The organism is Cognataquiflexum aquatile (assembly GCF_003316845.1).
Classification (GTDB): Bacteria; Bacteroidota; Bacteroidia; order Cytophagales; family Cyclobacteriaceae; genus Cognataquiflexum; species Cognataquiflexum aquatile.
The window spans coordinates 379,698-401,776 of record NZ_QMIK01000005.1 but is presented as its reverse complement, the minus strand read 5'-3'; the positions used below and the strand labels follow the sequence as shown (position 1 = coordinate 401,776).

Below are 22,079 nucleotides of genomic sequence, written 5' to 3'. Positions count from 1 at the left end.
GGTTGGTGGTGAAATTATTTTAGAAATCTTCTCCGATGGAGAACTTAGGGGATTCGACCAGTTCTTTGGACTTCATCACCCCAGCCTTTTGGTAATCGCCAACTCTTTTTTCAAAGAAATTGGTTTTTCCCTGAAGGGAAATCATGTCCATAAAGTCAAATGGATTGGTACTGTTCCATACTTTCGCACAGCCCAGTTCAACAAGAAGTCTATCCGCGACAAATTCAATGTATTGGCACATCAAATCGGCATTCATTCCGATCAATTTGACTGGCAATGCATCTGTGACAAACTCTTTTTCAATATTTACAGCATCCTCAATTATTCTTGTTACAGTTTCTTTAGGAAGATGATTGACCACGTGTTGGGTATATAGATGGCATGCAAAATCACAGTGCAAACCCTCATCTCTTGAAATCAATTCATTGGAAAAGGTTAGCCCAGGCATCAAACCTCTTTTTTTCATCCAAAAGATGGAACAAAAAGAACCTGAGAAAAATATACCCTCTACGGCAGCAAAAGCAATCAGTCTTTCCTGGAAGTTTCCGTTGTCGATCCATCTCAATGCCCAATCAGCTTTCTTTCTGACGCAATCAATATGCTCGATGGCATTGAGTAACCTGTCTCTTTCAACATTGTCTTTGATATATGTATCGATCAATAAGCTGTAGGTCTCAGAGTGGATATTCTCCATTGCTATCTGGAAACCATAGAAAAACTTGGCTTCAGTATATTGAACCTCAGCAACAAAGTGCTCAGCTAGGTTTTCATTTACTATCCCGTCGCTTGCAGCAAAAAAAGCCAAGACGTGTGATATAAAATGTCTTTCTCCGTCATTCAGGTTTTTCCAGTCTTTTAAATCTTGACTCAGGTCAATCTCTTCGGCTGTCCAAAAACTGGCCTCTGCCTTTTTATAGTATTGCCAGATGTCGTCATGCTGGATGGGAAATAAAACGAAGCGGTTTTTGTTCTCTTGGAGAATTGGTTCAAAATGTTGCATTACTCTTAAATGTTTTGGATTTAGTCTTCTTTAAAAGGAGAGAGAAGGCTATATTAAACTCCTAAATACTGCTGGGAAGAAAAGGCTATTTTTTTGGAACAGCCTTCAACAAATATGATGAAGAATTTCCAAAAATAAAACCGCAAGAACGTCTAATTATTTCGTTTTTTGAATTATATTCAAAAAATATATAAAACACTTTAAATCAAACATATATATACATTAATATAAATCATGACTTTAATTTAAAATTGCTGTATGAGGCATCAAAACTTTTTTTGATGTCTACAAAAATTTTTTTTCGACCTATTTTTAAGAAGGTTTTTGAATAAAAGTCAAAATAATATTGTATAAATGAAAATAAGGCTAATCTTTCAAATATTGTCCCATACTTAATACACGGTGGTTGGTTTTTGACTTCAATAGAGATAAGATAATGCAATGGAATTCGCAGTGATGCTTTTTTCTTAATGAAAGAGTAATTATATTTGCACCTCAATTTCCTAAAGACATTAAAATCATTCTATGTACGCAATTGTCAACATCGCAGGAAAGCAGTTCAAAGTAACTAAAGATCAGCACGTTTATGCACCATTGTTGCAGGGCGAAGCTGGCGCTTCCGTGGAATTTGATCAGGTATTATTGGCAGAGGCCGATGGTATCGTATCAATTGGGGCACCCACTATTGCAGGGGCCATGGTATCAGGAAAAATTCTTGATCATGTAAAAGGTAACAAAGTAATCGTCTTCAAAAAGAAGAGGAGAAAAGGTTACAAGAAGAAAAATGGTCATAGACAAGACTTTACAAAAGTATTGATTGAAAGCATTTCATTATAAGATTTCGCAAGAAGTCCTAAACGTATAAAATCATGGCTCACAAGAAAGGCGTCGGTAGTTCCAGAAACGGTAGAGAATCACACAGCAAAAGACTTGGTGTGAAGAAATTTGGTGGTGAGGCAGTAATTGCCGGAAACATCATTATCAGACAAAGAGGTACAAAGCACCATCCTGGTGAAAACGTAGGTATCGGCAAAGACCATACTTTGTTTGCACTTGTACCAGGAAAAGTTGAATTTAGAAGGAAGTTTGACGGTAAATCTTACGTCAACGTTCTTCCTGCTGAAGCATAACAATTATTTTCCCAAGCATTTGAAAGGCTTCTCCAAACGGAGAAGCCTTTTTTGTTTTAGACCAAATATTTGCCAGAAATCACTTTTTATAAAATTATCTCTTTTTAAGAATTAAATTCCGTCACACTTAACCAACCTTCTAAAAATGAATAAATCGATACGATGGATTTGGGCATTCCTACTCCTTTTTACTTTCTCTTTCAGCGCAGAGATCAGTGCCCAATCCTATGATGAAAAAATCTATGAAGCCATCCAATGGCGGAATATCGGACCCCACCGAGGTGGACGGTCAGCTGCAGTGGCAGGGGTAATCTCTGAAAGAAACACCTTTTATTTTGGTTCTACCGGGGGTGGGGTATGGAAAACTACCGACGGAGGTAAAACTTGGGGTAATATTTCAGATGGGTATTTTGGTGGGTCTGTCGGCGCTGTTGCAGTGGCAGATTCCGATCCCAACATCATTTATGTCGGCGGGGGAGAAAAGACCGTCAGGGGTAATGTGTCCTATGGTTATGGCTTTTGGAAAAGTACCGATGCAGGGAAGACCTGGACAAGTCTAGGTTTGGAAGAATCCCGCTTTGTATCTCGAATCAGAATCCATCCTACCAATCCGGATATTGTCATTGCTGCAGTGATGGGTGACATATTCAAACCAACAGAGATAAGAGGTGTCTACAAATCCATTGATGGAGGAAAAACATGGAATAGAAAACTATTTGTAAACCCAACATCTGGAGCTGTGGATTTGGTATTGGATCCAAAAAATCCGGATATCATGTTTGCTACAACCTGGGAATTGAAAAGAACGCCTTATAGTCTGGAAAGTGGCGGACCCGGATCCAAAATATTCAAGAGTATGGATGGGGGTGAAAATTGGACCGAAATTTCCGCCAATAAGGGACTGCCTGAAGGTACGTTGGGAATCATCGGAGTCACCATTTCACCGGTCAATCCAAACCGTATCTGGGCAATGGTCGAAAACCTAAAAGGAGGATTGTTCAGGTCAGATGACGGAGGGGAAACCTGGGAAAAAACCAATGAAGATAGAAACCTCAGACAAAGAGCCTGGTACTACACCAGACTTTATGCCGATACGCAAAGTGACAGCACAGTGTATGTCCTGAATGTCGATTACCATAAATCTACCGATGGAGGCAAGACATTCAAAAATTATGATGCCCCTCACGGGGACCACCATGACCTGTGGATTGATCCAAAGGATAACCAAAGAATGATCATCGCCGATGACGGCGGGGCACAGGTTTCTTTCGATGGAGGAGCTTCTTGGACGACTTATATGAATCAACCGACTTCCCAATTCTACAGGGTAACTACGGACAACCATTTTCCCTACAGAATATATGGTGCCCAACAGGATAATTCCACGCTGCGTATCAGCCACCGAAATGATGGAAGAGGGATTACTGAAGATGACTGGGAACCTACAGCTGGTGGGGAAAGTGGTTGGATAGCACCTGATCCAAATGATAGCGACATTGTATACGGAGGGTCGTATGGGGGATATTTGACCAGAGAAAACCATAAGAAAAAAACCTCCAGGACAGTAAATGTGTACCCAAACAATCCGATGGGGCATGGCGCAGAAGATATGAAGTACCGCTTTCAATGGAACTTCCCAATTTTCTTTTCTCCGCATGATCCAAAAGTCCTTTACACGACCTCCAATCAATTTCACAGATCAACAGACGGCGGGCAATCTTGGGAGACTTTCAGCCCGGATTTGACAAGAAATGCAAAAGAGAAATTAGGACCTTCAGGTGGACCGATTACAAAGGATAATACCTCTGTGGAATATTACAGCACTATATTCACCGCAACAGAATCTCCTTTGAAAAAAGGGGTGCTTTGGGCAGGTTCAGATGATGGATTGGTCCATGTGTCCAAAGACAATGGCAAAACCTGGGAAAATGTAACCCCCCAAGGCCTTCCTGAATGGATCCAAATCAATAGCACAGAAGGCCATCCTTTTGAGGAAGGGGGATTATATTTTGCAGCAACAGGCTATAAAAACGGTGATTTTGCACCGTATCTGTACAAGACCTCAGATTACGGAAAAACCTGGACCAAAATCACCAATGGCATAGACGGACAGCATTTTACCCGTGTGGTAAGGGCTGACCCTTCCAAAAAAGGAATTCTTTATGCCGGAACCGAAACAGGAATGTACATTTCCTTCAATGATGGTGCTGATTGGAAACCTTTTCAGCTCAATCTTCCTATTGTTCCTATCACAGACTTGACTATCAAGGACAACAATTTGATCGCCGCCACCCAAGGCCGGAGTTTTTGGATTGTGGATGACCTGACTGTCCTGCATCAAATGTCTGATCAAATTGGAGCAAAACCATTTCACCTTTTCAAACCTCAGGATTCTTACAGAATGGACGGTGTAAAAAGGGAGTCAAAAACTGCAGGAACCAATAGGGCCGGCGGAGTCTTGGTTTATTATCACCTGAAAGACGAACCCAAAGAAGAGTTAAGGATTGAGTTTTATGACAACAAGAGAAATCTTCTCAGAGAATTTTCTTCCAAAGGAATCGAAAAAGATACTTTGAAGTACAAAACAGGCTCGAATGAATTCAATTGGAATCTGCGTATTCCCGATGCAAAAAGTTTTGAAGGAATGATCATGTGGTCAGGCCCGCTAAGTGGACCTAAGGTTGTTCCTGGAGAATATATTGTAAGGTTGCTTGTCGATGGCAAAGCCGAAGAACAGTCTTTCAAAGTTTTGGCGGATCCGAGATACGAATCCACGCAGGAAGATTTATTGGCACAATATGATTTTCTCCTGAATGTCAGGGATAAGCTGACCGAAACCCATGAAACAATCATCATCATCAGGAAATACAGAGATGAGTTAAATGCATTGGTTGAAAAAGATCCCAAAAAGAAAAGAAGGATAGATCCGATTGTAAAGGCCATTTCGGATATAGAAAAAGAATTGTATCAAACCCAAAACCAAAGCGGTCAGGATCCATTGAACTTCCCGATCAGGTTAAACAATAAGTTGGCACATTTGAATTCTGTGGCGGGAACGGGAGATTACCGACCGACCGATGGCGCCGAAGAAGTGCGGGCCGAAATCACCAACCTGATCAATATCCAATTGACAAAATTCAGGGAAATTGAAAAAACACAGATTTCCAAAGTTTTGAATATCGAGGAATTGAAAGCGGAGATAGAGAAGAAGTAGAAATCAGATTTCAATCCCAAATCCCTGTCGATGAAATTGACAGGGATTTTTCTGTTAATTATTCTTAATTTCTATTGGGCAACTCCCGTAATTTTAAGGACTTCAAAAGAATTTGTACATTTCCACCTATTATTTTCCGGACCCAAATAACTATTTCTACCACCTAATTATTGAGAACCTTATGTTTAAACTGAAAAAAAATTTATTCATCGCAATGGCGATTGTGATGGTGTCTGTGACAATGCCAATGAATGAGGCCTTGGCACAGAAAAAGAAGAAAAAATCCGACTCTCCTGTAGCCACAGCCCCGGCACCTGAAAAAAAGCCTGAGAAAAAAACCATTGCTGATCTTACCAAAGGCAATCATAAGTTTGAAGGCCTATTCACATTCTACCAAGACACTGTGAGCGGTGAATTGAAAATGGAAGTAGCCAAAGACCAATTAGGCAAGGAGTTTATTTATTTTGCCCAGATCGGGGATGGTGTCACTGATGCCGGAACCTTTAGAGGTGCTTATGGAGAAAACAACATTTTCAAGATTGTACGCTATTTCAACAGGGTGGAATTTGTCAAACAAAACGTCTCCCATTATTTCGATCCTGAAAATCCCCTGAGCCGATCTGCCGATGCCAACATCAGTCCAGGTATCATGGCAAGTGCCAAAATCGAAGCTGAAGACGCTGAAAAAGGAACAATTCTCATCAAGGCAGATAACCTCTTTTTGAAAGAAACTTTTTCGCAGATCAAAAACCCACCTTTCCCTGGTGAATCGCCAATGGCATTCAGGTTAGGCAATCTTGACAGTGAAAAAACAAAAGTCCTCGCCATCAGAAGTTATGAGAAAAACACTGACCTCGCGGTAGAATATGTGTACAACAATCCCTCTGTTCTGAATGGAGGATCTTCTGCAGTCACTGACGGAAGGAATGTGAGTATCAAGGTTTTCCATAGCTTGATTGAATTACCTGACAATGGCTACGAGCCGAGATTCGACGATCCGAGAGTGGGTTATTTCACCACAGAAGTGACTGACATGACCTCTGCCAGCGCCACTCCTTTCAGAGATTTGATTCACAGATGGGATCTGAGAAAGAAAGATCCAAGTGCTGCCATTTCTGAACCTGTCGAGCCTATTGTATTTTGGATAGAAAATTCCACTCCGATGGAATGGAGAGGAACAATCATGGATGCAGTATTGGAATGGAACAAAGCTTTTGAGAAAGCCGGATTCAAAAATGCCGTTCAGGTCAAAATCCAGCCGGATGATGCAGATTGGGATGCCGGAGATATCCGATACAATGTATTGAGATGGACAAGCTCTCCAAATCCTCCCTTTGGTGGTTATGGACCTAGCTTTGTCAATCCTAGAACAGGCCAGATTTTAGGCGCGGATATCATGTTGGAATTTGTGTACCATACCAATAGGGTGATGTACGACAAACTGTTTGGCGAGGAAGCGGCCCTGGAAAATGGACTTAACCATAGCAAACAACCTCATTTCTGTTTTGTAGGTGCACATCTTCAAAACAACATGATGTTTGGTCAGGCTTTCCTGAGAGCACATGGAGCTTCTGACTTGGAAATGGAAGGCATGAAAAAAGAAGCCATGGCCGAATTGCTGATGCATGAGGTCGGACATACTCTTGGTTTGAACCATAACATGAAAGCTTCCCAGCTTTTTTCCCCAAAAGAATTGGCTGACAAGAATACCATCGAAGGAAAAGCACTTTCAGGATCTGTGATGGATTACCTGGCAATCAATCTTTCTCCGGACAAGAGCACACAAGGGCATTATTTCTCCACAACAGTCGGGCCTTACGATGTTTGGGCAATCCAGGCTGGCTATACTGCTGTCAAATCCCAAGCCGAGTTGGACGCGATTTTGGCACTTTCTACGAGGCCCGAACTGACTTTTGGCAATGATGCAGATGACATGAGAGCTCCGGGCAAAGCAATCGACCCAAGGGTGATGGTAGGTGACCTTTCCAATGACCAGATTGGCTATTCGATCCACATGATGGAAACTTCCAAAAAACTCATGGAAGGGATCAAAGAGAAATATTCAACCGATGGTCAATCGTACGAAGAATTGACTCAGGCATATGGTGTATTGATGGGAACCTATACCACCGCGGGAGGCGTAATGTCAAGGTATATCGGTGGAGTATATGTGGACCGAGCGATGGCAGGTCAGGACGGAGCTACGCAGCCTTTCACCCCTGTAAGCGTTAAGGATCAGAAAAGAGCCTTGGATGCCATCAGCAAGTACATGTTGGCCCCAAATGCCTACCAGATCCCTGAAGACCTGATCAATTACCTTGCGAGACAAAGAAGAGGATTCAACTTCTTTGGTGGACCGGAAGATCCAAAAATCCACCAACAGGTCTTGAATTCCCAAAGAAGCGTCTTGGCCCACATGACACATCCCAATACTTTGCAAAGAATGGTAGATTCAGAATTGTATGGCAATGAATACAACATGGCTACCTACATGAATGATTTGACAAAAGCAATCTTCGATGCGGACATCAATGGCAATGTCAACACTTTCAGACAAAACCTGCAGATTGAATATGTCAATACCTTGAAAGGGATGCTTACCGGTCCTCAGAGCAACAGGTATAACAACTTTGCCAAATCAGCCGCATTGTATAACCTGAATTATGTCAAAACCAAAGTCAGCAATTCCTCAGGGAATATTTCCTCAAAGGCCCACAAAGACCACTTGAAATTGGTCATCAACAATACCCTTGAAGATGTGAAGTAAAAAAAGCAAAACATATTTCTATAGCCTCAGGCCTTTAAGGTCTGAGGTTTTTTTTATTCCAGTAATTATTTGCACCAAAAAGGAATGTTTCTGTGTACTTGGATATTGGATGGTTATTTGATTTTTTGGAAGGTTTGGCACAGTAATTTGGTTAAAATTTTCATGTTTTTTGTGGTCTAAAATTCGGTTGAAATAGAAATTTAGACTAGCTTTAATTACTGTAAAAGGTAAAAGAATCACGTTTAAAAACTCAAAATACTGTACCATGAATTACACGGAAAATTATAACGGAATCAAAATTGATGTGCAGGCACCACAGGTAGATTTGCCTGAAGGTTTGCAGGCCCAAATCAGGAAATCAATTGACAAAATCTCTAGGTTTACAGACAATATAAATGCCGTTGACCTGTATTTTAATATTTCAGGAAAAGGAAAAACAGCTGAAAGAATTTTGGGAATGAGGGTTGGTGTTCCTGGTCCGGACGTCTATTCTGAAGAAAGAGGAAAGGACAGATGGAATACCATGATGAGGAGTGTCACTGATAAAAATATCAGACAACTTCAAAAAGATAAATAGGGATTAGGTTTTTGAAAAGGCCTTATCTCAATAAGGAAAAGTTAAAAAAGGAATAAAGCTTCAGCTCAAAAAATCCTGAAGCTTTTTATTTGATCTACAAAATTCAAAGCGCTTTGTGGGGACACGATCAGGATAAATGCAATTCCGAATAATGCACCATACAGGTGGGCATCATGGTTGATGCCATCGCCGCCTTTTTTGGATTGGACAAGACTGTAAATCAAAAACAAAACTCCCAGTGCAAAACCCGGCAGACAAAGCAATCCAAATAGACAGATGTCAGACAGAGGCATCAAGATAATGCTGCCAAACACTGTTGCCGAGACCCCACCGGATGCGCCTAGGGCCTGATAGTAGGAGTGGGATTGATGCTTGAAATAGGTCGGGATATCTGCAATCACAATTGCTCCAACATAGAAAAGGAGATACATTCCAATCCCAACTGTCTGCCCAAACTTAATCATTAGAAAACTTTCAACCACCCTTCCAAAAAAATAGAAAGTAAACATGTTGAAGAGCAAATGGGTACCATCCTTATGAATAAATCCAGAAAGAATAAACCGATCCCATTGGTTCCTTTTTTGGATTTGGTAGGGCGTAAACATCCATCTTTCCAACAGGTTGGGCTTTTGCCAAGCTTGGTATGAAGTCAATACTGTCAGCGCAATGATGAGAACCGTTGCAGATAATTCCATGAAATAGGGGTTGATTATTTTTCCCGGTGCACCAGGTCTTGGGTGAGTTGAAGAAGGGATGTATAGATGTCCTTGTTGGGAACTTCAAGAGAAGCAAATTGCTCAAAGCCTTTGTCGAAGTATGCTTTCATTTTTGCTTCGGTCAGGCTTTTGATCCCCAAAGAATCATAAATGGCCGTGACTGCAGCTACTTTTTCTTCCTTGTTAAAAGTCTTAGCCTCCAGCCAGGATTCCAATTTGATTTTAGCATCTCCCTCAACCAATTCTTTGGCTTTGATTAGCAGGAAAGTCTTTTTGTTGGAAATGATATCGCCACCGACCTGCTTGCCGAATTTGTCTTTGTCGGCATAGACATCGAGCAAATCATCTTTGAGTTGAAAACCTATACCGATATTGACTCCAAAATCATAAAGTTTTTGAGCGTCTTCGATAGAAGCATCGGCCAAAATCGCCCCAAACTGAAGTGCGAATCCGAGCAAAACAGCTGTTTTTTGCCTGATCATGTCGAGGTAGGCTTCTTCCGAGACAGTATTTTGGGATTCAAAATTCATGTCATGCTGTTGGCCTTCGCAAACTTCGGCAGCTGTTTGATTAAAAAGGCGGATGGATTCCCAGAATTTACCGGGTTCAATGTCCAGGAGCATGTCATAAGCTTTGACCAGCATCACGTCCCCGGAAAGAATCGCCGTATTGGCATTCCATTTTTCATGGACAGTAGCTTTTCCCCTTCGTAGCGGGGCATCATCCATGATGTCGTCATGCATCAGGGTAAAGTTGTGAAAGACCTCCACTGCCGACGCGGGATTCATGATGTTTTGGTAGTCAGATTTATACAGCGAATAAGCCATCAGGGTAAGCAAAGGGCGGATTCTTTTTCCGCCCAGGCTCATGATGTATGAAATCGGCTCGTAAAGTTCTTGGGGTGATTGTCCGTAAGAATGTCTTTGGATATGTTTTTCTAAATCCTGTAAGATTTTATCTACGCTTATTTCTTGGTTCATTATCTGCAAATTCCAGGTCTATAGTTCTTCTATCAATGTCCGTGGCTACTACACGTACCATTACTTTTTCACCCAAAGTGATCATTTTTTTATTTCTTGTCCCAATAAGACGCATATTTTTTTCATCAAATTGGTAATAATCGTCCTTCATATCCTGAACCCTGATCATTCCTTCACACTTGGTTTCGGTGATTTCCACAAAAACTCCCCACTCTGTCACTCCGGTAACGATACCGTCATAATCCTTTTCCTCAGCAAGGGACATGAATTCCACTTGTTTGTATTTGATGGAAGCTCTCTCTGAATCAGCAGCCCTTTTTTCCCTTTCGGAAGAATGGAGACATTTGTCTTCCCAAGTTTCTGCTTCGGGTGACTTGCCGCCATCAAGATAATGTTGCAACAATCGGTGCACCATCATATCCGGATACCTTCGGATAGGCGAGGTGAAGTGGGTATAATGTTGGAATGCCAAGCCAAAGTGGCCTTTTGCTTCTGTCGTATATTTTGCCTTAGCCATGCTTCGGATTGCAAGTTGCTCAAGGACATTTTGTTCCGGTTTCCCGAGAATCTCCTCCATGAGTTTATTCAAGGCCATCGAAATCCTTGTCCCTTCCCCGATTTTCATTTCATGGCCAAATTTCTTGGCAAAATTGGCAAAGGTCTCCAACCTCTCCGCATCCGGATGGTCGTGAATCCTATAGACAAATGTATCCTTTCCTTTGTTTTTGTTGAAGACAAATTCTGCCACCGTCCTATTGGCCAACAGCATAAATTCCTCAATGAGCTTGTGGATATCTTTTCGCTCTTTGACAAAGAGACCAAGTGGCTTTCCTTTTTCATCTAGTTTGAATTTGACTTCCACAGTTTCAAAATTGACCGCTCCTTTATCAAATCTTCTTTTTCGCAGCTTCTTGGCAAGGTCATTTAAAAGTGTGAGTTCCAGATAGAAATCACCTTCCTGCTTGTCGATGTTTTCCTGACCTTCTTCATAGGCAAATCGCCTGTCGGAATGCGTCACAGTCCGGCCTATCCAAGTATTCAGAACATCGGCATTTTCATCCATTTCAAAAACGCAGGAAAAAGTCAGTTTGTCTTCATTTGGTCTCAGCGAGCAAAGTCCGTTACTGAGCCTTTCCGGTAACATCGGGATGGTTCTATCCACCAAATAGACCGAAGTAGCTCTTTCGTAGGCCTCTTTTTCCAATTTGGTTTTTGGCTTGACATAGTGGGTTACGTCAGCGATGTGGACGCCGATTTCAAGGTTTCCGTTTTCCAAAACCCTGTAGGATATCGCATCATCAAAATCTTTGGCATCCGCGGGGTCAATGGTGAATGTCGGAATGTCCCGCATATCGCGGCGGTTTTTGATTTCTTCAGGTGAAATTTCCTCGGGGATCAGGTTTGCTTCATCTTCGACTTCTTTTGGGTATTCGAAGGGCAAGCCAAACTCAGCCATGATGGAATGGATTTCTACTTCATGTTCTCCGGCTTTTCCAAGAACACGGGTGACTTTCCCTGTCGGATTTTTGTCGTCCTCGCGCCAGTCGGAGAGTTTGACAACTACTTTTTGGTTGTGTTCGGCACCACCAAGGTCACCCCTGTGGACAAAAATGTCATAGTGCATCTTTTTGAAATCAGGCACGACAAAGGCGAATCTCGGGGATATTTCTACCCTACCGACAAACTCATCCCTGCTTCGGCTGACGATTTCCAATACTTTTCCTTCGAGCCTTCCGGTACTTCCTTTGACGGGGTATACCATGATTCTGACTCGGTCACCATCCAAGGCATGTTTTAGATCGGCTTCTTTAATGAGGACATCTTCTTCCAATCCATGTTTGGGATCAGGTTTGATAAATGCAAAGCGCGGATTGACAAAATCCACTTCACCTTCAATGAACTCAGGTTCTTTGACTGAAGCAAAATAATTTCTCGGTGATTTGGATATGTTGCCTGCTGCGGCAAGTTTATGTAACATCGGTTCTACACCGCCTTTGGCGATGGAGTCGCGGATTTCAAGTTTCTTGATAATCTGTTTGGCATTGAATTCTTTGCCGTAATTGTTATCTAAAAAGTTGAGTACTTTTTTGGTCAGTTGGGCGGCATCTATCACCTTTCCGCTTTTTTTGCCCTTTTGGCCCTGATTATTTGATTTTCTTCCCATGAAAGTTTATTTCCAATTGTGTAATGATAAGCCCTGAATCTGTGCGAAATGGGCTGTGTTGTTTGTGATTAGTTGTAGGTCGGAATGGATTGCAATCCCGGCTATCAGTAAGTCAGATGAACCGATTGTGACTCCTTTTTTCCTTAAATCCGAATAAATGGAAGCTGAAATTTTAACTGTATTTCTTGAAATATTTAACACCTCAATCTCATCTACAAATTGTTCAAAAGCAATCTTTTGCTTTTCGGATCCTTTATATTCAATTCCTTTTTTAAATTCAAAATAATTGATTTCTGAAATTATAAAGCTATTGAACTCAGCAAGGTATAATGTGGCGTTTTTGAGGGTATTAATATCTTTCTTGAAAAAGTTGATGATTGTATCTGTATCTAAAAGTGATTTTTTCAAAGTGATTCAAAATTTCTGGTTTCTTTTAATCTGGATTTGGTCAGGTCAGTGGTTAATTCTTTGATTAGCCCTGCATCTTTCTGCGTATCCAACAATCCTGCAAATGAAAGGATTTTATCTTTCTTTGAAGTTTTGTTTTCCAATTGATTTAACATTCCATCAATAACTTTAAGGTCAACCTCAGAAAGACTTTCAATCCTTTCCAAAACCGTTTCTTTCAGGCTTTTTACTGTGGTAGATTCCATTGTCTCACTTACTTTTTCTAAAGTTAATAAAAAACTTAAAGCAGAATTGGTTCCAATTTGGTTTTATTAACCAAAATCCTTCCAAGAAAGCAACTTACCGCTGCTGCGTATTTGCGACTCCTTTCCGCCATATACCAAGAATTTTTTCAGGTTTTGGATTTGTGAGATTTCTTCGAACTTTTTGAGCCCGACATTATACAGGTTCAATTTTGAAATTACACGGATATAACTTTGAAATAACACGACATGAATTTTGAAATTACATACGTTCAATTTTGAATTGACATGTGGTCTATTAGTTTTTATATATTCGAAAAGAGTCAAAATGGGCTTATTTGCTTTATGTAGTTTCTGATTTGGATCATCTTTCATTGTCCTTGTTAATCACTTCCATTTCGATATCAGGCGGCAGTCCTTGAAAAGCCAAATATATCTGGGCTGTTACCACCACATCACGAAGGCAATATTTTCGAATAGATTCCAGGTCTTTTTGGATATAATAGGCTTCATTGACCTGAGAACCGTCGATGGACTCCTTGGAAGTAGGGATGTCAAAAATGGCAGCAAGCAATTCGAGCCTGGTGTAATGCTTATAATCTCCGAATTTCCACAGTTCCAAAGTATCAAGGTGACGGACTTCCCAAGGTTTTTTGCCTGCGATCTGCAATGGTTCAGGAAGGGGAATCCTATTTATCAAGATCCTTCTGCTGAGGTAAGGGAAATCAAATTCCTTTCCGTTGTGGGCACACAGGACCCATTTTTTCTTTTGGAGTAATTCACAAAAGGCAGTCAGGGTGTCGTATTCCAATTCTTCCCCATAGCTTTTGGTCCGGAATTCCAATTTATTTTCTTCCTCCAAATAATGAAAGTATCCGACTCCAACGCAGATGACTTTACCAAATTCAGCATAAATTCCTGCTTTTTGGAAAAATAAACTTCCGGGTTCCACATCTTCCTCTTTGGGAATGATATGCTTTTCTTTTTTAAGCCATTCTTCCTGTAGCCGCGGTGGTAATTCTCTAAAATCGGATTCCAAAGAAGCAGTCTCGATATCCAAAAAAAGGACATCCCCTAATTCACTCAAAAAATTTCCCATATAAATGATTTTTATATTGTTTCCTTTCTAATCTTCCAAATAAACATTGGGCAATCCTATTTCCGGAATTGATCCAATTACTCATTAAGATATTGGGATATTAGTTAATATTCAACTAAAAATCAAAAAATCATATAAATTCAATTCTGCCATTATGAATGGAGAACACCTTCCAATCCCAATTCAGGGATAAAGCTCAGATTGGAAGGGTCCATACTGCCTTCTGCGAAAATGAATTTTTTGTCAAAAATCTGATTTAGGATATAATAACTGACCCAATATTCATTGGTCAAGGCAAAAAGTGCAGGGTCAATCGGTTCGATTTTGGCAATGGATTCTGATCCAAGTTCTTGGATCATGTGTCTCAAAACCGAGGTTTTCTTTTCTTCTCCACCGATTTGGCCATACCCTTTTGAGGTAATCATCACAGTATTCAATTCAATCAGGTTGAGATTGATGATGTAAACCGACCATTCGGTATTGCCGTTGGTTTCTTCTTTGGCAATGGCAAGCTTGACTCCCGTGACAGGGTGAAAGTCGATGTCTTTTTTCATTTAAATTAGACGTGAGATTTGAGACATGAGATTTGAGAAATAGAATCAACTGTTATTTTCAGTAGTTATATCAACTTTATTTCAATCCTATTTCTACTTTATTTCAATTTTATTTCTACTGTATTTCGAAAATTTAATCTAACTCCATCCCAAATAATTCAACAAGATGATTTTTGACTTTTTCCTTTACTTCAGTTTCTTCTAGTGGGTGTCCAAGTTCTAAATGCATCGAAGTGACTGCTTTGTCCGCTATGCCACAAGGCACAATGTTATTGAAATAGCCAATGTCTGCATTGATGTTAAAAGCGAAGCCATGCATAGTTACCCACCGGCTTGATTTTACGCCAAATGCACAGATTTTTCTTGGGTTTTTCTGTTCGAGGAAATCCAGCCAAACTCCGGTCAATCCCTCGATTCTTCCTGCTTCGATTCCATATTCAGCCAAAGTCAAAATGACAGCTTCTTCGAGAAGTCTCAGGTATTTGTGGATGTCGGTAAAGAAATTATCGAGATCAATAATGGGGTATCCCACCAACTGCCCGGGACCATGATAGGTGATGTCACCTCCCCTGTTGATTTTGTAAAAAGTAGCATCCTTATCTTTCAATCCCTTCTCATCCAACAAGAGATGGGACAATTCACCGCTTTTTCCCAAAGTATAGACGTGTGGGTGCTCGACAAAAATCAAGTAGTTGTCAGTGGAAATTTGCGATTCCGGGCCGGATTGACGGTTTTGGATTTTAAGTGAAACGGTCTTTGCAAAAAGCTCCTCCTGGAAATCCCAAGTTTCTTTGTAATCCTTGATGCCGAGATCGATGAACTTAACTTTTTTATTGATAACTTGATTCACAGTTTTTCTTTAAATCCAAATGAGAACAGCAACCATAAAATGATGGTTCTCTTTGATAACCCAAAAATAAACAAATATCCCCATGGCGGAACATAATGACATAGGAAAGGAGGCTGAGAACTTGGCCAAAGTTTGGTTGATGGGGCGAGGCTACGAATTTGTAGAGGCCAATTACCGGAGTGGACATGCCGAAATTGACCTTATTTTTAAGCATAAAGGGATTTTGGTTTTTGTGGAAGTCAAATTCCGAAGCGGGACCGGTTTTGGTTATGCAGAGGAATTCGTAGATGGTACCAAAAGAAAACTACTGATCAAAGCTGCGGATAATTTTGTTTATGAAAGGGATTGGCACAAGGATATCCGGTTTGACATCATCGGAGTGTACAGAGACCAAAACGGGAATGTAAATTTTAAGCAGTTCGAAGACGCCTTTTATTAGTCAAAAAAAAGAGCCTGATTTATCTATCAGGCTCCTGTTTTTCAACTTTTCGGTTTGAATTTTACTATTGTATTGTCTGTAGGGGGCAGTGATTTAAGATAGGCAAAAATGGCCTTTAGGTCCTCCTCCTTCATCCCCGCATACATTACCCAAGGCATGATGCTCTGGAAATCACCCGGTTTGAGTTTTTCTGCTGTATAGTTTTCTGAATACATTTTGAATCGCTGCAAAAACATCTCCTCCGTCCAATTTGCTAATCCTGTGGCATGAGGGGTTAAATTGGGAGTAGTTAGGATACCGTCAGGAAAGGCAAATTCCCTGCCTCCCGCCATTGGTTCTCCGACGTAAGCACCATCCTCAAATTTGGTATGACAATCCGCACAAGCGCTTGCGTTGACCAAGTATCCTCCATAAGCTACCTGATTGCTTGGATCAGGTTTTTTGGTAAATGAAGCTTCGACAGGCATCGTTCTCATGATAAGGTTGAACGGAAAATCAGGCTTGGATTTGGGATGACTTGTTTCGACCGGATCTACGCTTCTGATATAGGCGATCACTGCCTCAATGTCTGAAACATCCATTTTGCCATAACTGTGGTAAGGCATGATTGGGAAGATGGGAGTGCCGTCCCGTCTTACTCCCGTGGTAATCAACCTGAATAATTCACCGTCTGTCCATTCCCCGATTCCAAATGGAGTGATATTTGGAGAAATAAATACCCCGGGAAATCCCATCGTAGCATCGAATCTTTCTCCACCTGTGGCTTCTGTTCCCGGAATTGGGGGTGCTGAAAAGAGGCTAAAATCCCTTTTGGAATGGCAGTCAATACACACCATCACATGGTTTGCCAAGTATTTGCCATGTTCAATTTTCTCAGGGGTGATCTCCACTTTAAATTCCGGATCAGCCGGACCAACATTGGGTAAGGCAAATGACACATAGGCCACGGCGCCAATAATTACCAATACTAAAGCTGTCACCAGATAGGCAGCAATCTTCAAAATTTTCTTCATTCAGGTAGTGGTTTGGGATGAAATAAAAATTTATAATTTCATCCAAAATTTAATACTTCTACTTGAATTTTGAAAAAAAACGAAAGAAAAGATTGTAAAGTATTTTTTAATAATCACTTTACAAGTGATTCAAGGCAAAATCCCAACTGATTTAATTTGATTTAAAGTAGGTTTTCGATGCTTTTCCAAATGGTTTGAAAAACTATCAAATGACCTTCTTCAGTAGGATGGATTCCGTCGGGTAGGTTGAGGTCAGGGTTCCCTGCCACACCTTCCAATAAAAATGGAATCAATTCGACATTTTCTTCAGCAGCTACTTGGGGAAATAATTCTGAAAATTCTTTGGTGTATTCCTGTCCCATATTAGGGGGAATCTGCATTCCGGCCAAAACTATAATTGTTTCAGGATATTTTCCCCGCACCAATTGGATGATTCCTTTCAGATTTTTCTTGGTCTCAGAAGGCGTGATTCCCCTCAATCCATCATTTCCGCCTAATTCTAAAATAAAAATTGCCGGTTCTTCTTCCAAAAACCAATCCAAACGGCTCAATCCGCTAGCTGTCGTTTCTCCACTCAATCCAGCATTGATGACCCTGTAGTTCAAACCAAGACTGTCTATCCTAGCGGCAGTCAGTCCCGGGAATGCGTCCTCGGCTTCAATTCCATATCCGGCAGTAAGACTGTTCCCGAAAAACAGGATTAGTTTTTTTGATTGAGCTGTTTCAGTTTTTGAGGTTGATTCAGATTCAGATGTTTTTTCATTTTTTGAACCGCAGGCAATTGAAAAAACCAACAAAAAAAGAATTGAGTAATTACTGAATGTTTTCATTTTTTATTCTTGTTACCATCAAATCTACAATTTTTCAGCTATTTTGTTCAAACCCCATCCTTTCCTTTTATATTTAAACCCAACGAATCAAACCATTTGGCCGTTTGATGGTGTTATTGTCAAAACCAATCCACAAAGATTTTTATGAGCATATTGAGTGTAAAGGATGTGTCCAAAACCTACCAAAGCGGCACAAGAAAACTGACAGTCCTAGACCAGGTAAATTTTGATATCCAAGCAGGAGAAAGCATCTCCATCGTAGGCCCTTCGGGAAGCGGAAAAACCACTCTGCTCGGACTCTGTGCAGGATTAGATTCCGCCAGTACAGGATCTGTGGTATTGGCAGGCAATGCCTTCGAAAAGCTGTCTGAAGACCAACGGGCCGAAGTAAGGAGTAAAAACATCGGGTTTATTTTCCAGAATTTCCAATTGCTGCCTACCCTTACCGCCTTGGAAAATGTAATGGTGCCCCTTGAACTCAAGAAAAGAAAGGATGCAAAAGCAAAAGCCACCGAGCTGCTGACCAAAGTTGGATTGGGAGATCGGGTAACCCATTATCCTTCTCAGCTTTCGGGTGGAGAACAGCAGCGGGTGTCTATCGCCAGGGCTTTTGCAAATGAACCTAAAATACTTTTTGCAGATGAGCCTACAGGTAATCTCGATACAGAAACAGGTGAAATGATAGAAGACCTGATTTTTGATATGAACAAGGAACAGGGCACCACACTTATTTTGGTCACCCATGATCCGGAATTAGCGAAGAGAACAAACCGCATCATCAATATCAAAGGCGGTAAAATCCAGGAGGGCAGCCATGTCTGATTTTTCTTGGGTCTTGAAAATGGCCTTCCGGGATTTTAGAAAAAATTTCTCAAGGCTCCTCCTTTTTGTTTCTTCCATGGTCGTAGGAATTGCGGCTTTGGTAGGCATCAGTTCCTTTGGTGAAAACCTCAAGAAAGGAATCGATCAACAATCCAAAGAACTTGTAGGTGCTGATTTGGTCTTGGAAAATAACAAGCCACTTGGGCCACAGCCTACCGATTCGTTGGCAACGGCGACCGCTGAGGAAATCAACTTTGCCAGTATGGTCGCATTCCCTTCCACAGGTGCAAGCCGGCTGACGCAGGTTAGGGCGCTTGAAGGAGATTTTCCTTTCTATGGAAAATTAGAAACCATCCCCGCTGAAGCAGAAGCTTCCTTTCGAAAAGGAGGCAAAAGGGCTTTGGTAGAAAAACTTCTGATGGCACAATTCAATGCGGAAATTGGGGACAGCATCAAAGTGGGTAACGTTTCTTTTTATATAGAAGGAGAATTGCAGAAAGTTCCTGGACAAACCGGGATTACAGCCACTGTCGCTCCTGCGGTGTACATTCCGATGGAATATGTAGAGGCCACCGGACTGATCCAATACGGCAGCAGGCTTGAATATGTCAGGTATTATCAATTGGATGATTTGACCAATCCTGATGACTTGGTGAAGAAATATGAGGAGCAATGGGAGGAAGAAAAAGTCGATGCAGACTCCGTTGAAGACAGGAAAAGACAAACAGGCCGGTCTTTTGAAAACCTTTCCAATTTCCTGAGTTTGGTTGCCTTTATTGCTTTACTTCTCGGATGTGTGGGAGTGGCGAGTGCAGTCAATGTTTTTGTAAAAGAGAAATTGGCTTCAGTAGCTGTGCTTAGATGTCTTGGGGTTTCAGCTTGGACCGCGATGAAAATTTATCTGGTTCAGATCGTGATTATGGGTTTGGCAGGCGCGTTGTTTGGATCACTTTTAGGGAGCATTTTGCAGTTTATTTTACCGGCTGTTTTTGCGGATTTCCTTCCGGTGGATGTTACCATCGCAATTTCTTGGAAAAGTATAGGCTTTGGTGTAATCACCGGATTGTTGGTATCTATTTTATTTGCCTTGTTGCCTTTGTTGAAAATCAGAAAGGTATCTCCGATGGCTACTTTGCGGCCTGAGGAAGCAGAAACCAAGATAAACAAGGATCCCTTGCGTTGGGCGGTTGTGTTTGGTATTCTTTTGTTTGTCTTCGGGTTTAGCTTTTATCTGCTCAATGGATGGAAGCAAGCACTCGGTTTTACCGGATTTGTGGTTTTTGCCTTCCTGATTCTTTGGACTGTTGCGATTGGAATCATGTGGCTGATCCGGAAGTTTCTGCCGATTTCACTGCAGTATCCTATCAGACAATCTTTGGCTAATCTGTATCGACCAAACAACCAAACTGTTTCCCTGATAGCGACCATTGGTCTAGGTACAGCCATGATCAGTACCTTGTTTTTTGTCCAAAACCAATTGTTGGATGAAGCAAAGTTTGCAGACAAAAAGGACCAACCAAACATGCTGCTTTTTGACATCCAAACGCATCAGGTAGAGGCAGTCGCAGATAAAATCCGAAGCAAAGACCTTCCCATCATGCAGCAGGTTCCCATTGTTACTATGGGATTGGAGTCAATCAACGGGCTTACCAAAAAAGGAAATGACACTTTGCCTGAAGAGGAAAAACGTTCTCGGGGATTATACAACAGGGAATTTAGGGTGACCTACAGAGACACTTTGATCAGTTCTGAAAGACTGTTGAGCGGAGAGCTAAGGAAAGTGACCAATCCCGGAGATTCTGTATTTGTCTCTTTCGATCAGGGATATGCTACGCGAACAGGGATCAAATTGGGCGATGAAATTATCTTCAATGTGCAGGGAAGGCCCATTACGACTTATGTAGGAAGTTTCAGGGAGGTAAAGTTCAATCAGGTCTCCACGAATTTTCTTGTCTTATTTCCTGAAAATGTCCTGAACAATGCGCCGAAGTTTCATGTGCTGATTACCAAAACCAAGAATGACCGACAGGCCGCAGATGTGCAATCAGAGATTGTGAGGGAGTTTCCAAATATCTCCGTGATCAACTTGGGGGCAATAGTGGAGACTTTGGAAGAGATTCTCGGCAAGATCAGTTTTGTGATCCAATTCATGGCTTTCTTCAGCATCATTACCGGGATTTTGGTTTTGATCAGTTCACTGATCATCAGCAAGTATCAAAGGATGCGGGAAAGCATTTTGCTACGGACACTAGGTGCAGACAGCGGTTTGGTCAGCAAGATCAATACCTTGGAATATTTCTTTTTGGGTTCTTTGGCTTCTCTGAGCGGGATTTTGCTTTCCTTTTTGGCAACATGGTTGCTAAGTGAGTTTGTGTTTGAGTTGCCATTTAGAGGTGCATACAAAGAAGCGTTGATAGTCTATGTAGCCATTACGGCATTGACAATTTTGCTAGGCTGGCTCAATGGTCGCAAAATCGTGAAGATGCCTCCTATGGAGATTCTACGGGGGTAATACTTTATATAATGAGTTATTTTGGGAGTTCCAAAGTTAACTGTCAATTCAAAGGTATTTGATACTAATTGATATTTGATACTTATAGATATTGTTTCAGAAACTTAGGATTGCTTGTTTTTTGATACGTTTTATTAAGATTTTCATTTTGTAAATGAAATAAAAAATGCAAAAAGGCCTTTGGGAATAAAATTCTCAAAGGCCTTTTTTTGTCCACGTTGGGATGATCAACTTTCTTTTTGGTAGATTGGAATTAAAAACTATTTTTGTCTTATATAAATCAAACCAATAAAAAACATGAATAAAATCAGATCCTTTGCCATTATTTTAATTTTTGGCCTTTTTATTTCAATTCAGGCTCATGCCCAAGTACATGTGGGAGTGTACAATAGTGGCCTATTTAGTCAAATCGGAGTTGGAACAGATAATGAGAAAAAGTATTTTGGTGAATTAAGGTTCCTCGCAACGGACCTACTTGATACTCCTCTTGGAGTCGAAGGAATGTTTCATAGAAATTTTAAGAGGTCAGATTGGGTTAATTTACATGCAGGCGTAATGTTAGGCGTATTTGAAAATGGAGGAGCAAGAGTTGGATTGCCTTTAGGGTTGACTTTCAAACCCATCCAAGAACATCGGAATTTTTCAATTCTTATGGAAGCAACACCGAATGTGAATTTTGATATTGGAATGATTGGATTTAGAGGAAATATTGGCCTTCGCTATACTTTCAGGAAGGAAAAAGAGTAGTATATAGACCTCCTA

The 22,079-nt window shown here is 41.0% G+C and carries 20 protein-coding genes; 9 read left to right on the top strand and 11 right to left on the bottom strand.

Features of this window, described 5'->3' with window-relative positions; translation table 11 throughout:
* Positions 1–19: 19 nt before the first annotated feature.
* Positions 20–1,000, bottom strand: coding sequence for a ribonucleotide-diphosphate reductase subunit beta (locus DQW11_RS16930; RefSeq protein ID WP_113925276.1), 981 nt, complete (start codon positions 998–1,000; stop codon positions 20–22).
* Positions 1,001–1,525: 525 nt separating this feature from the next.
* Here DQW11_RS16930 and rplU point away from each other — a divergent pair.
* The 5 genes from rplU (at position 1,526) to DQW11_RS16900 (ending at position 8,688) form a co-directional block, all read left to right on the top strand.
* Entirely contained in the window at positions 1,526–1,837 is a 312-nt protein-coding gene (rplU, locus tag DQW11_RS16925; protein ID WP_113925275.1) for a 50S ribosomal protein L21, read from the top strand.
* A gap of 32 nt (positions 1,838–1,869) precedes the next feature.
* Positions 1,870–2,130, top strand: a complete 261-nt coding sequence (gene rpmA, locus DQW11_RS16920; RefSeq protein WP_113925274.1) for a 50S ribosomal protein L27 — start codon at positions 1,870–1,872, stop codon at positions 2,128–2,130.
* 145 nt (positions 2,131–2,275) lie between these two features.
* Positions 2,276–5,344 (top strand): WD40/YVTN/BNR-like repeat-containing protein, encoded by a 3,069-nt coding sequence (locus tag DQW11_RS16915; RefSeq protein WP_113925273.1) that lies wholly within the window; start codon positions 2,276–2,278, stop codon positions 5,342–5,344.
* 181 nt (positions 5,345–5,525) lie between these two features.
* Positions 5,526–8,111: a zinc-dependent metalloprotease gene (locus DQW11_RS16910; protein ID WP_232826776.1), complete on the top strand. Its 2,586-nt coding sequence runs from the start codon at positions 5,526–5,528 to the stop codon at positions 8,109–8,111.
* Between the two features lie 265 nt (positions 8,112–8,376).
* A complete protein-coding gene (locus DQW11_RS16900) occupies positions 8,377–8,688 on the top strand; it encodes an HPF/RaiA family ribosome-associated protein (protein ID WP_113925271.1) in 312 nt (103 codons plus the stop codon).
* 65 nt (positions 8,689–8,753) lie between these two features.
* Here DQW11_RS16900 and DQW11_RS16895 read toward each other — a convergent pair whose 3' ends face one another.
* From DQW11_RS16895 to lipB, 8 genes are all read right to left on the bottom strand, one after another.
* Positions 8,754–9,383, bottom strand: coding sequence for a rhomboid family intramembrane serine protease (locus DQW11_RS16895; protein ID WP_113925270.1), 630 nt, complete (start codon positions 9,381–9,383; stop codon positions 8,754–8,756).
* A 14-nt stretch (positions 9,384–9,397) separates the two neighbouring features.
* On the bottom strand, positions 9,398–10,384 hold the full coding sequence (locus DQW11_RS16890) for a polyprenyl synthetase family protein (RefSeq protein WP_113925269.1): 987 nt from the start codon (positions 10,382–10,384) through the stop codon (positions 9,398–9,400).
* Positions 10,359–12,548 carry a ribonuclease R gene (gene rnr, locus DQW11_RS16885; RefSeq protein ID WP_113925268.1) on the bottom strand — a complete coding sequence of 730 codons (2,190 nt, stop codon included), beginning with the start codon at positions 12,546–12,548 and terminating at the stop codon, positions 10,359–10,361. Before rnr ends, DQW11_RS16890 begins: the two co-directional genes overlap by 26 nt.
* 6 nt (positions 12,549–12,554) lie before the next feature.
* Positions 12,555–12,956: a type II toxin-antitoxin system VapC family toxin gene (locus DQW11_RS16880; RefSeq protein ID WP_157966135.1), complete on the bottom strand. Its 402-nt coding sequence runs from the start codon at positions 12,954–12,956 to the stop codon at positions 12,555–12,557.
* Complete coding sequence (locus DQW11_RS16875) at positions 12,953–13,201, bottom strand: hypothetical protein (RefSeq protein WP_113925266.1); 249 nt, start codon at positions 13,199–13,201, stop codon at positions 12,953–12,955. The genes DQW11_RS16880 and DQW11_RS16875 overlap by 4 nt, the downstream gene beginning before the upstream one ends.
* A gap of 361 nt (positions 13,202–13,562) precedes the next feature.
* Positions 13,563–14,297 (bottom strand): 3'-5' exonuclease, encoded by a 735-nt coding sequence (locus DQW11_RS16865; RefSeq protein ID WP_113925264.1) that lies wholly within the window; start codon positions 14,295–14,297, stop codon positions 13,563–13,565.
* 152 nt (positions 14,298–14,449) lie between these two features.
* Entirely contained in the window at positions 14,450–14,851 is a 402-nt protein-coding gene (locus DQW11_RS16860; protein ID WP_113925263.1) for a hypothetical protein, read from the bottom strand.
* A gap of 133 nt (positions 14,852–14,984) precedes the next feature.
* The gene (lipB, locus tag DQW11_RS16855) at positions 14,985–15,701 is read right to left on the bottom strand and encodes a lipoyl(octanoyl) transferase LipB (protein WP_113925262.1); all 717 of its coding nucleotides are present in this window, start codon (positions 15,699–15,701) and stop codon (positions 14,985–14,987) included.
* 82 nt (positions 15,702–15,783) lie between these two features.
* On the opposite strand from lipB, the gene DQW11_RS16850 reads away from it, so the two are divergent.
* On the top strand, positions 15,784–16,140 hold the full coding sequence (locus DQW11_RS16850; RefSeq protein WP_113925261.1) for a YraN family protein: 357 nt from the start codon (positions 15,784–15,786) through the stop codon (positions 16,138–16,140).
* 41 nt (positions 16,141–16,181) lie between these two features.
* Here the strand turns inward: DQW11_RS16850 and DQW11_RS16845 are convergent, their stop codons facing one another.
* Together DQW11_RS16845 and DQW11_RS16840 are read right to left on the bottom strand one after the other, a co-directional pair.
* Positions 16,182–17,153 carry a c-type cytochrome gene (locus DQW11_RS16845; RefSeq protein WP_113925260.1) on the bottom strand — a complete coding sequence of 324 codons (972 nt, stop codon included), beginning with the start codon at positions 17,151–17,153 and terminating at the stop codon, positions 16,182–16,184.
* 161 nt (positions 17,154–17,314) lie between these two features.
* A complete protein-coding gene (locus DQW11_RS16840) occupies positions 17,315–17,983 on the bottom strand; it encodes an arylesterase (RefSeq protein ID WP_113925259.1) in 669 nt (222 codons plus the stop codon).
* A gap of 144 nt (positions 17,984–18,127) precedes the next feature.
* On the opposite strand from DQW11_RS16840, the gene DQW11_RS16835 reads away from it, so the two are divergent.
* The 3 genes from DQW11_RS16835 to DQW11_RS16825 all read left to right on the top strand — a co-directional run bounded on the left by DQW11_RS16835 (position 18,128) and on the right by DQW11_RS16825 (position 22,064).
* The gene (locus DQW11_RS16835; RefSeq protein ID WP_113925258.1) at positions 18,128–18,805 is read left to right on the top strand and encodes an ABC transporter ATP-binding protein; all 678 of its coding nucleotides are present in this window, start codon (positions 18,128–18,130) and stop codon (positions 18,803–18,805) included.
* Positions 18,798–21,317, top strand: coding sequence for an ABC transporter permease (locus DQW11_RS16830; RefSeq protein ID WP_113925257.1), 2,520 nt, complete (start codon positions 18,798–18,800; stop codon positions 21,315–21,317). The genes DQW11_RS16835 and DQW11_RS16830 overlap by 8 nt, the downstream gene beginning before the upstream one ends.
* A 297-nt stretch (positions 21,318–21,614) precedes the next feature.
* Complete coding sequence (locus tag DQW11_RS16825; RefSeq protein WP_113925256.1) at positions 21,615–22,064, top strand: hypothetical protein; 450 nt, start codon at positions 21,615–21,617, stop codon at positions 22,062–22,064.
* Positions 22,065–22,079 lie beyond the last annotated feature (15 nt).

Excerpts from the sequence above, each read along its gene's own strand:
- DQW11_RS16930 (WP_113925276.1), bottom strand. The coding sequence starts at position 1,000 with ATGCAACATTTTGAACCAATTCTCCAAGAGAACAAAAACCGCTTCGTT.
- rplU (WP_113925275.1), top strand. The coding sequence starts at position 1,526 with ATGTACGCAATTGTCAACATCGCAGGAAAGCAGTTCAAAGTAACTAAA.
- rpmA (WP_113925274.1), top strand. The coding sequence starts at position 1,870 with ATGGCTCACAAGAAAGGCGTCGGTAGTTCCAGAAACGGTAGAGAATCA.
- DQW11_RS16915 (WP_113925273.1), top strand. The coding sequence starts at position 2,276 with ATGAATAAATCGATACGATGGATTTGGGCATTCCTACTCCTTTTTACT.
- DQW11_RS16910 (WP_232826776.1), top strand. The coding sequence starts at position 5,526 with ATGTTTAAACTGAAAAAAAATTTATTCATCGCAATGGCGATTGTGATG.
- DQW11_RS16900 (WP_113925271.1), top strand. The coding sequence starts at position 8,377 with ATGAATTACACGGAAAATTATAACGGAATCAAAATTGATGTGCAGGCA.
- DQW11_RS16895 (WP_113925270.1), bottom strand. The coding sequence starts at position 9,383 with ATGGAATTATCTGCAACGGTTCTCATCATTGCGCTGACAGTATTGACT.
- DQW11_RS16890 (WP_113925269.1), bottom strand. The coding sequence starts at position 10,384 with ATGAACCAAGAAATAAGCGTAGATAAAATCTTACAGGATTTAGAAAAA.
- rnr (WP_113925268.1), bottom strand. The coding sequence starts at position 12,548 with ATGGGAAGAAAATCAAATAATCAGGGCCAAAAGGGCAAAAAAAGCGGA.
- DQW11_RS16875 (WP_113925266.1), bottom strand. The coding sequence starts at position 13,201 with ATGGAATCTACCACAGTAAAAAGCCTGAAAGAAACGGTTTTGGAAAGG.
- DQW11_RS16865 (WP_113925264.1), bottom strand. The coding sequence starts at position 14,297 with ATGGGAAATTTTTTGAGTGAATTAGGGGATGTCCTTTTTTTGGATATC.
- DQW11_RS16860 (WP_113925263.1), bottom strand. The coding sequence starts at position 14,851 with ATGAAAAAAGACATCGACTTTCACCCTGTCACGGGAGTCAAGCTTGCC.
- DQW11_RS16850 (WP_113925261.1), top strand. The coding sequence starts at position 15,784 with ATGGCGGAACATAATGACATAGGAAAGGAGGCTGAGAACTTGGCCAAA.
- DQW11_RS16845 (WP_113925260.1), bottom strand. The coding sequence starts at position 17,153 with ATGAAGAAAATTTTGAAGATTGCTGCCTATCTGGTGACAGCTTTAGTA.
- DQW11_RS16840 (WP_113925259.1), bottom strand. The coding sequence starts at position 17,983 with ATGAAAACATTCAGTAATTACTCAATTCTTTTTTTGTTGGTTTTTTCA.
- DQW11_RS16835 (WP_113925258.1), top strand. The coding sequence starts at position 18,128 with ATGAGCATATTGAGTGTAAAGGATGTGTCCAAAACCTACCAAAGCGGC.
- DQW11_RS16830 (WP_113925257.1), top strand. The coding sequence starts at position 18,798 with ATGTCTGATTTTTCTTGGGTCTTGAAAATGGCCTTCCGGGATTTTAGA.
- DQW11_RS16825 (WP_113925256.1), top strand. The coding sequence starts at position 21,615 with ATGAATAAAATCAGATCCTTTGCCATTATTTTAATTTTTGGCCTTTTT.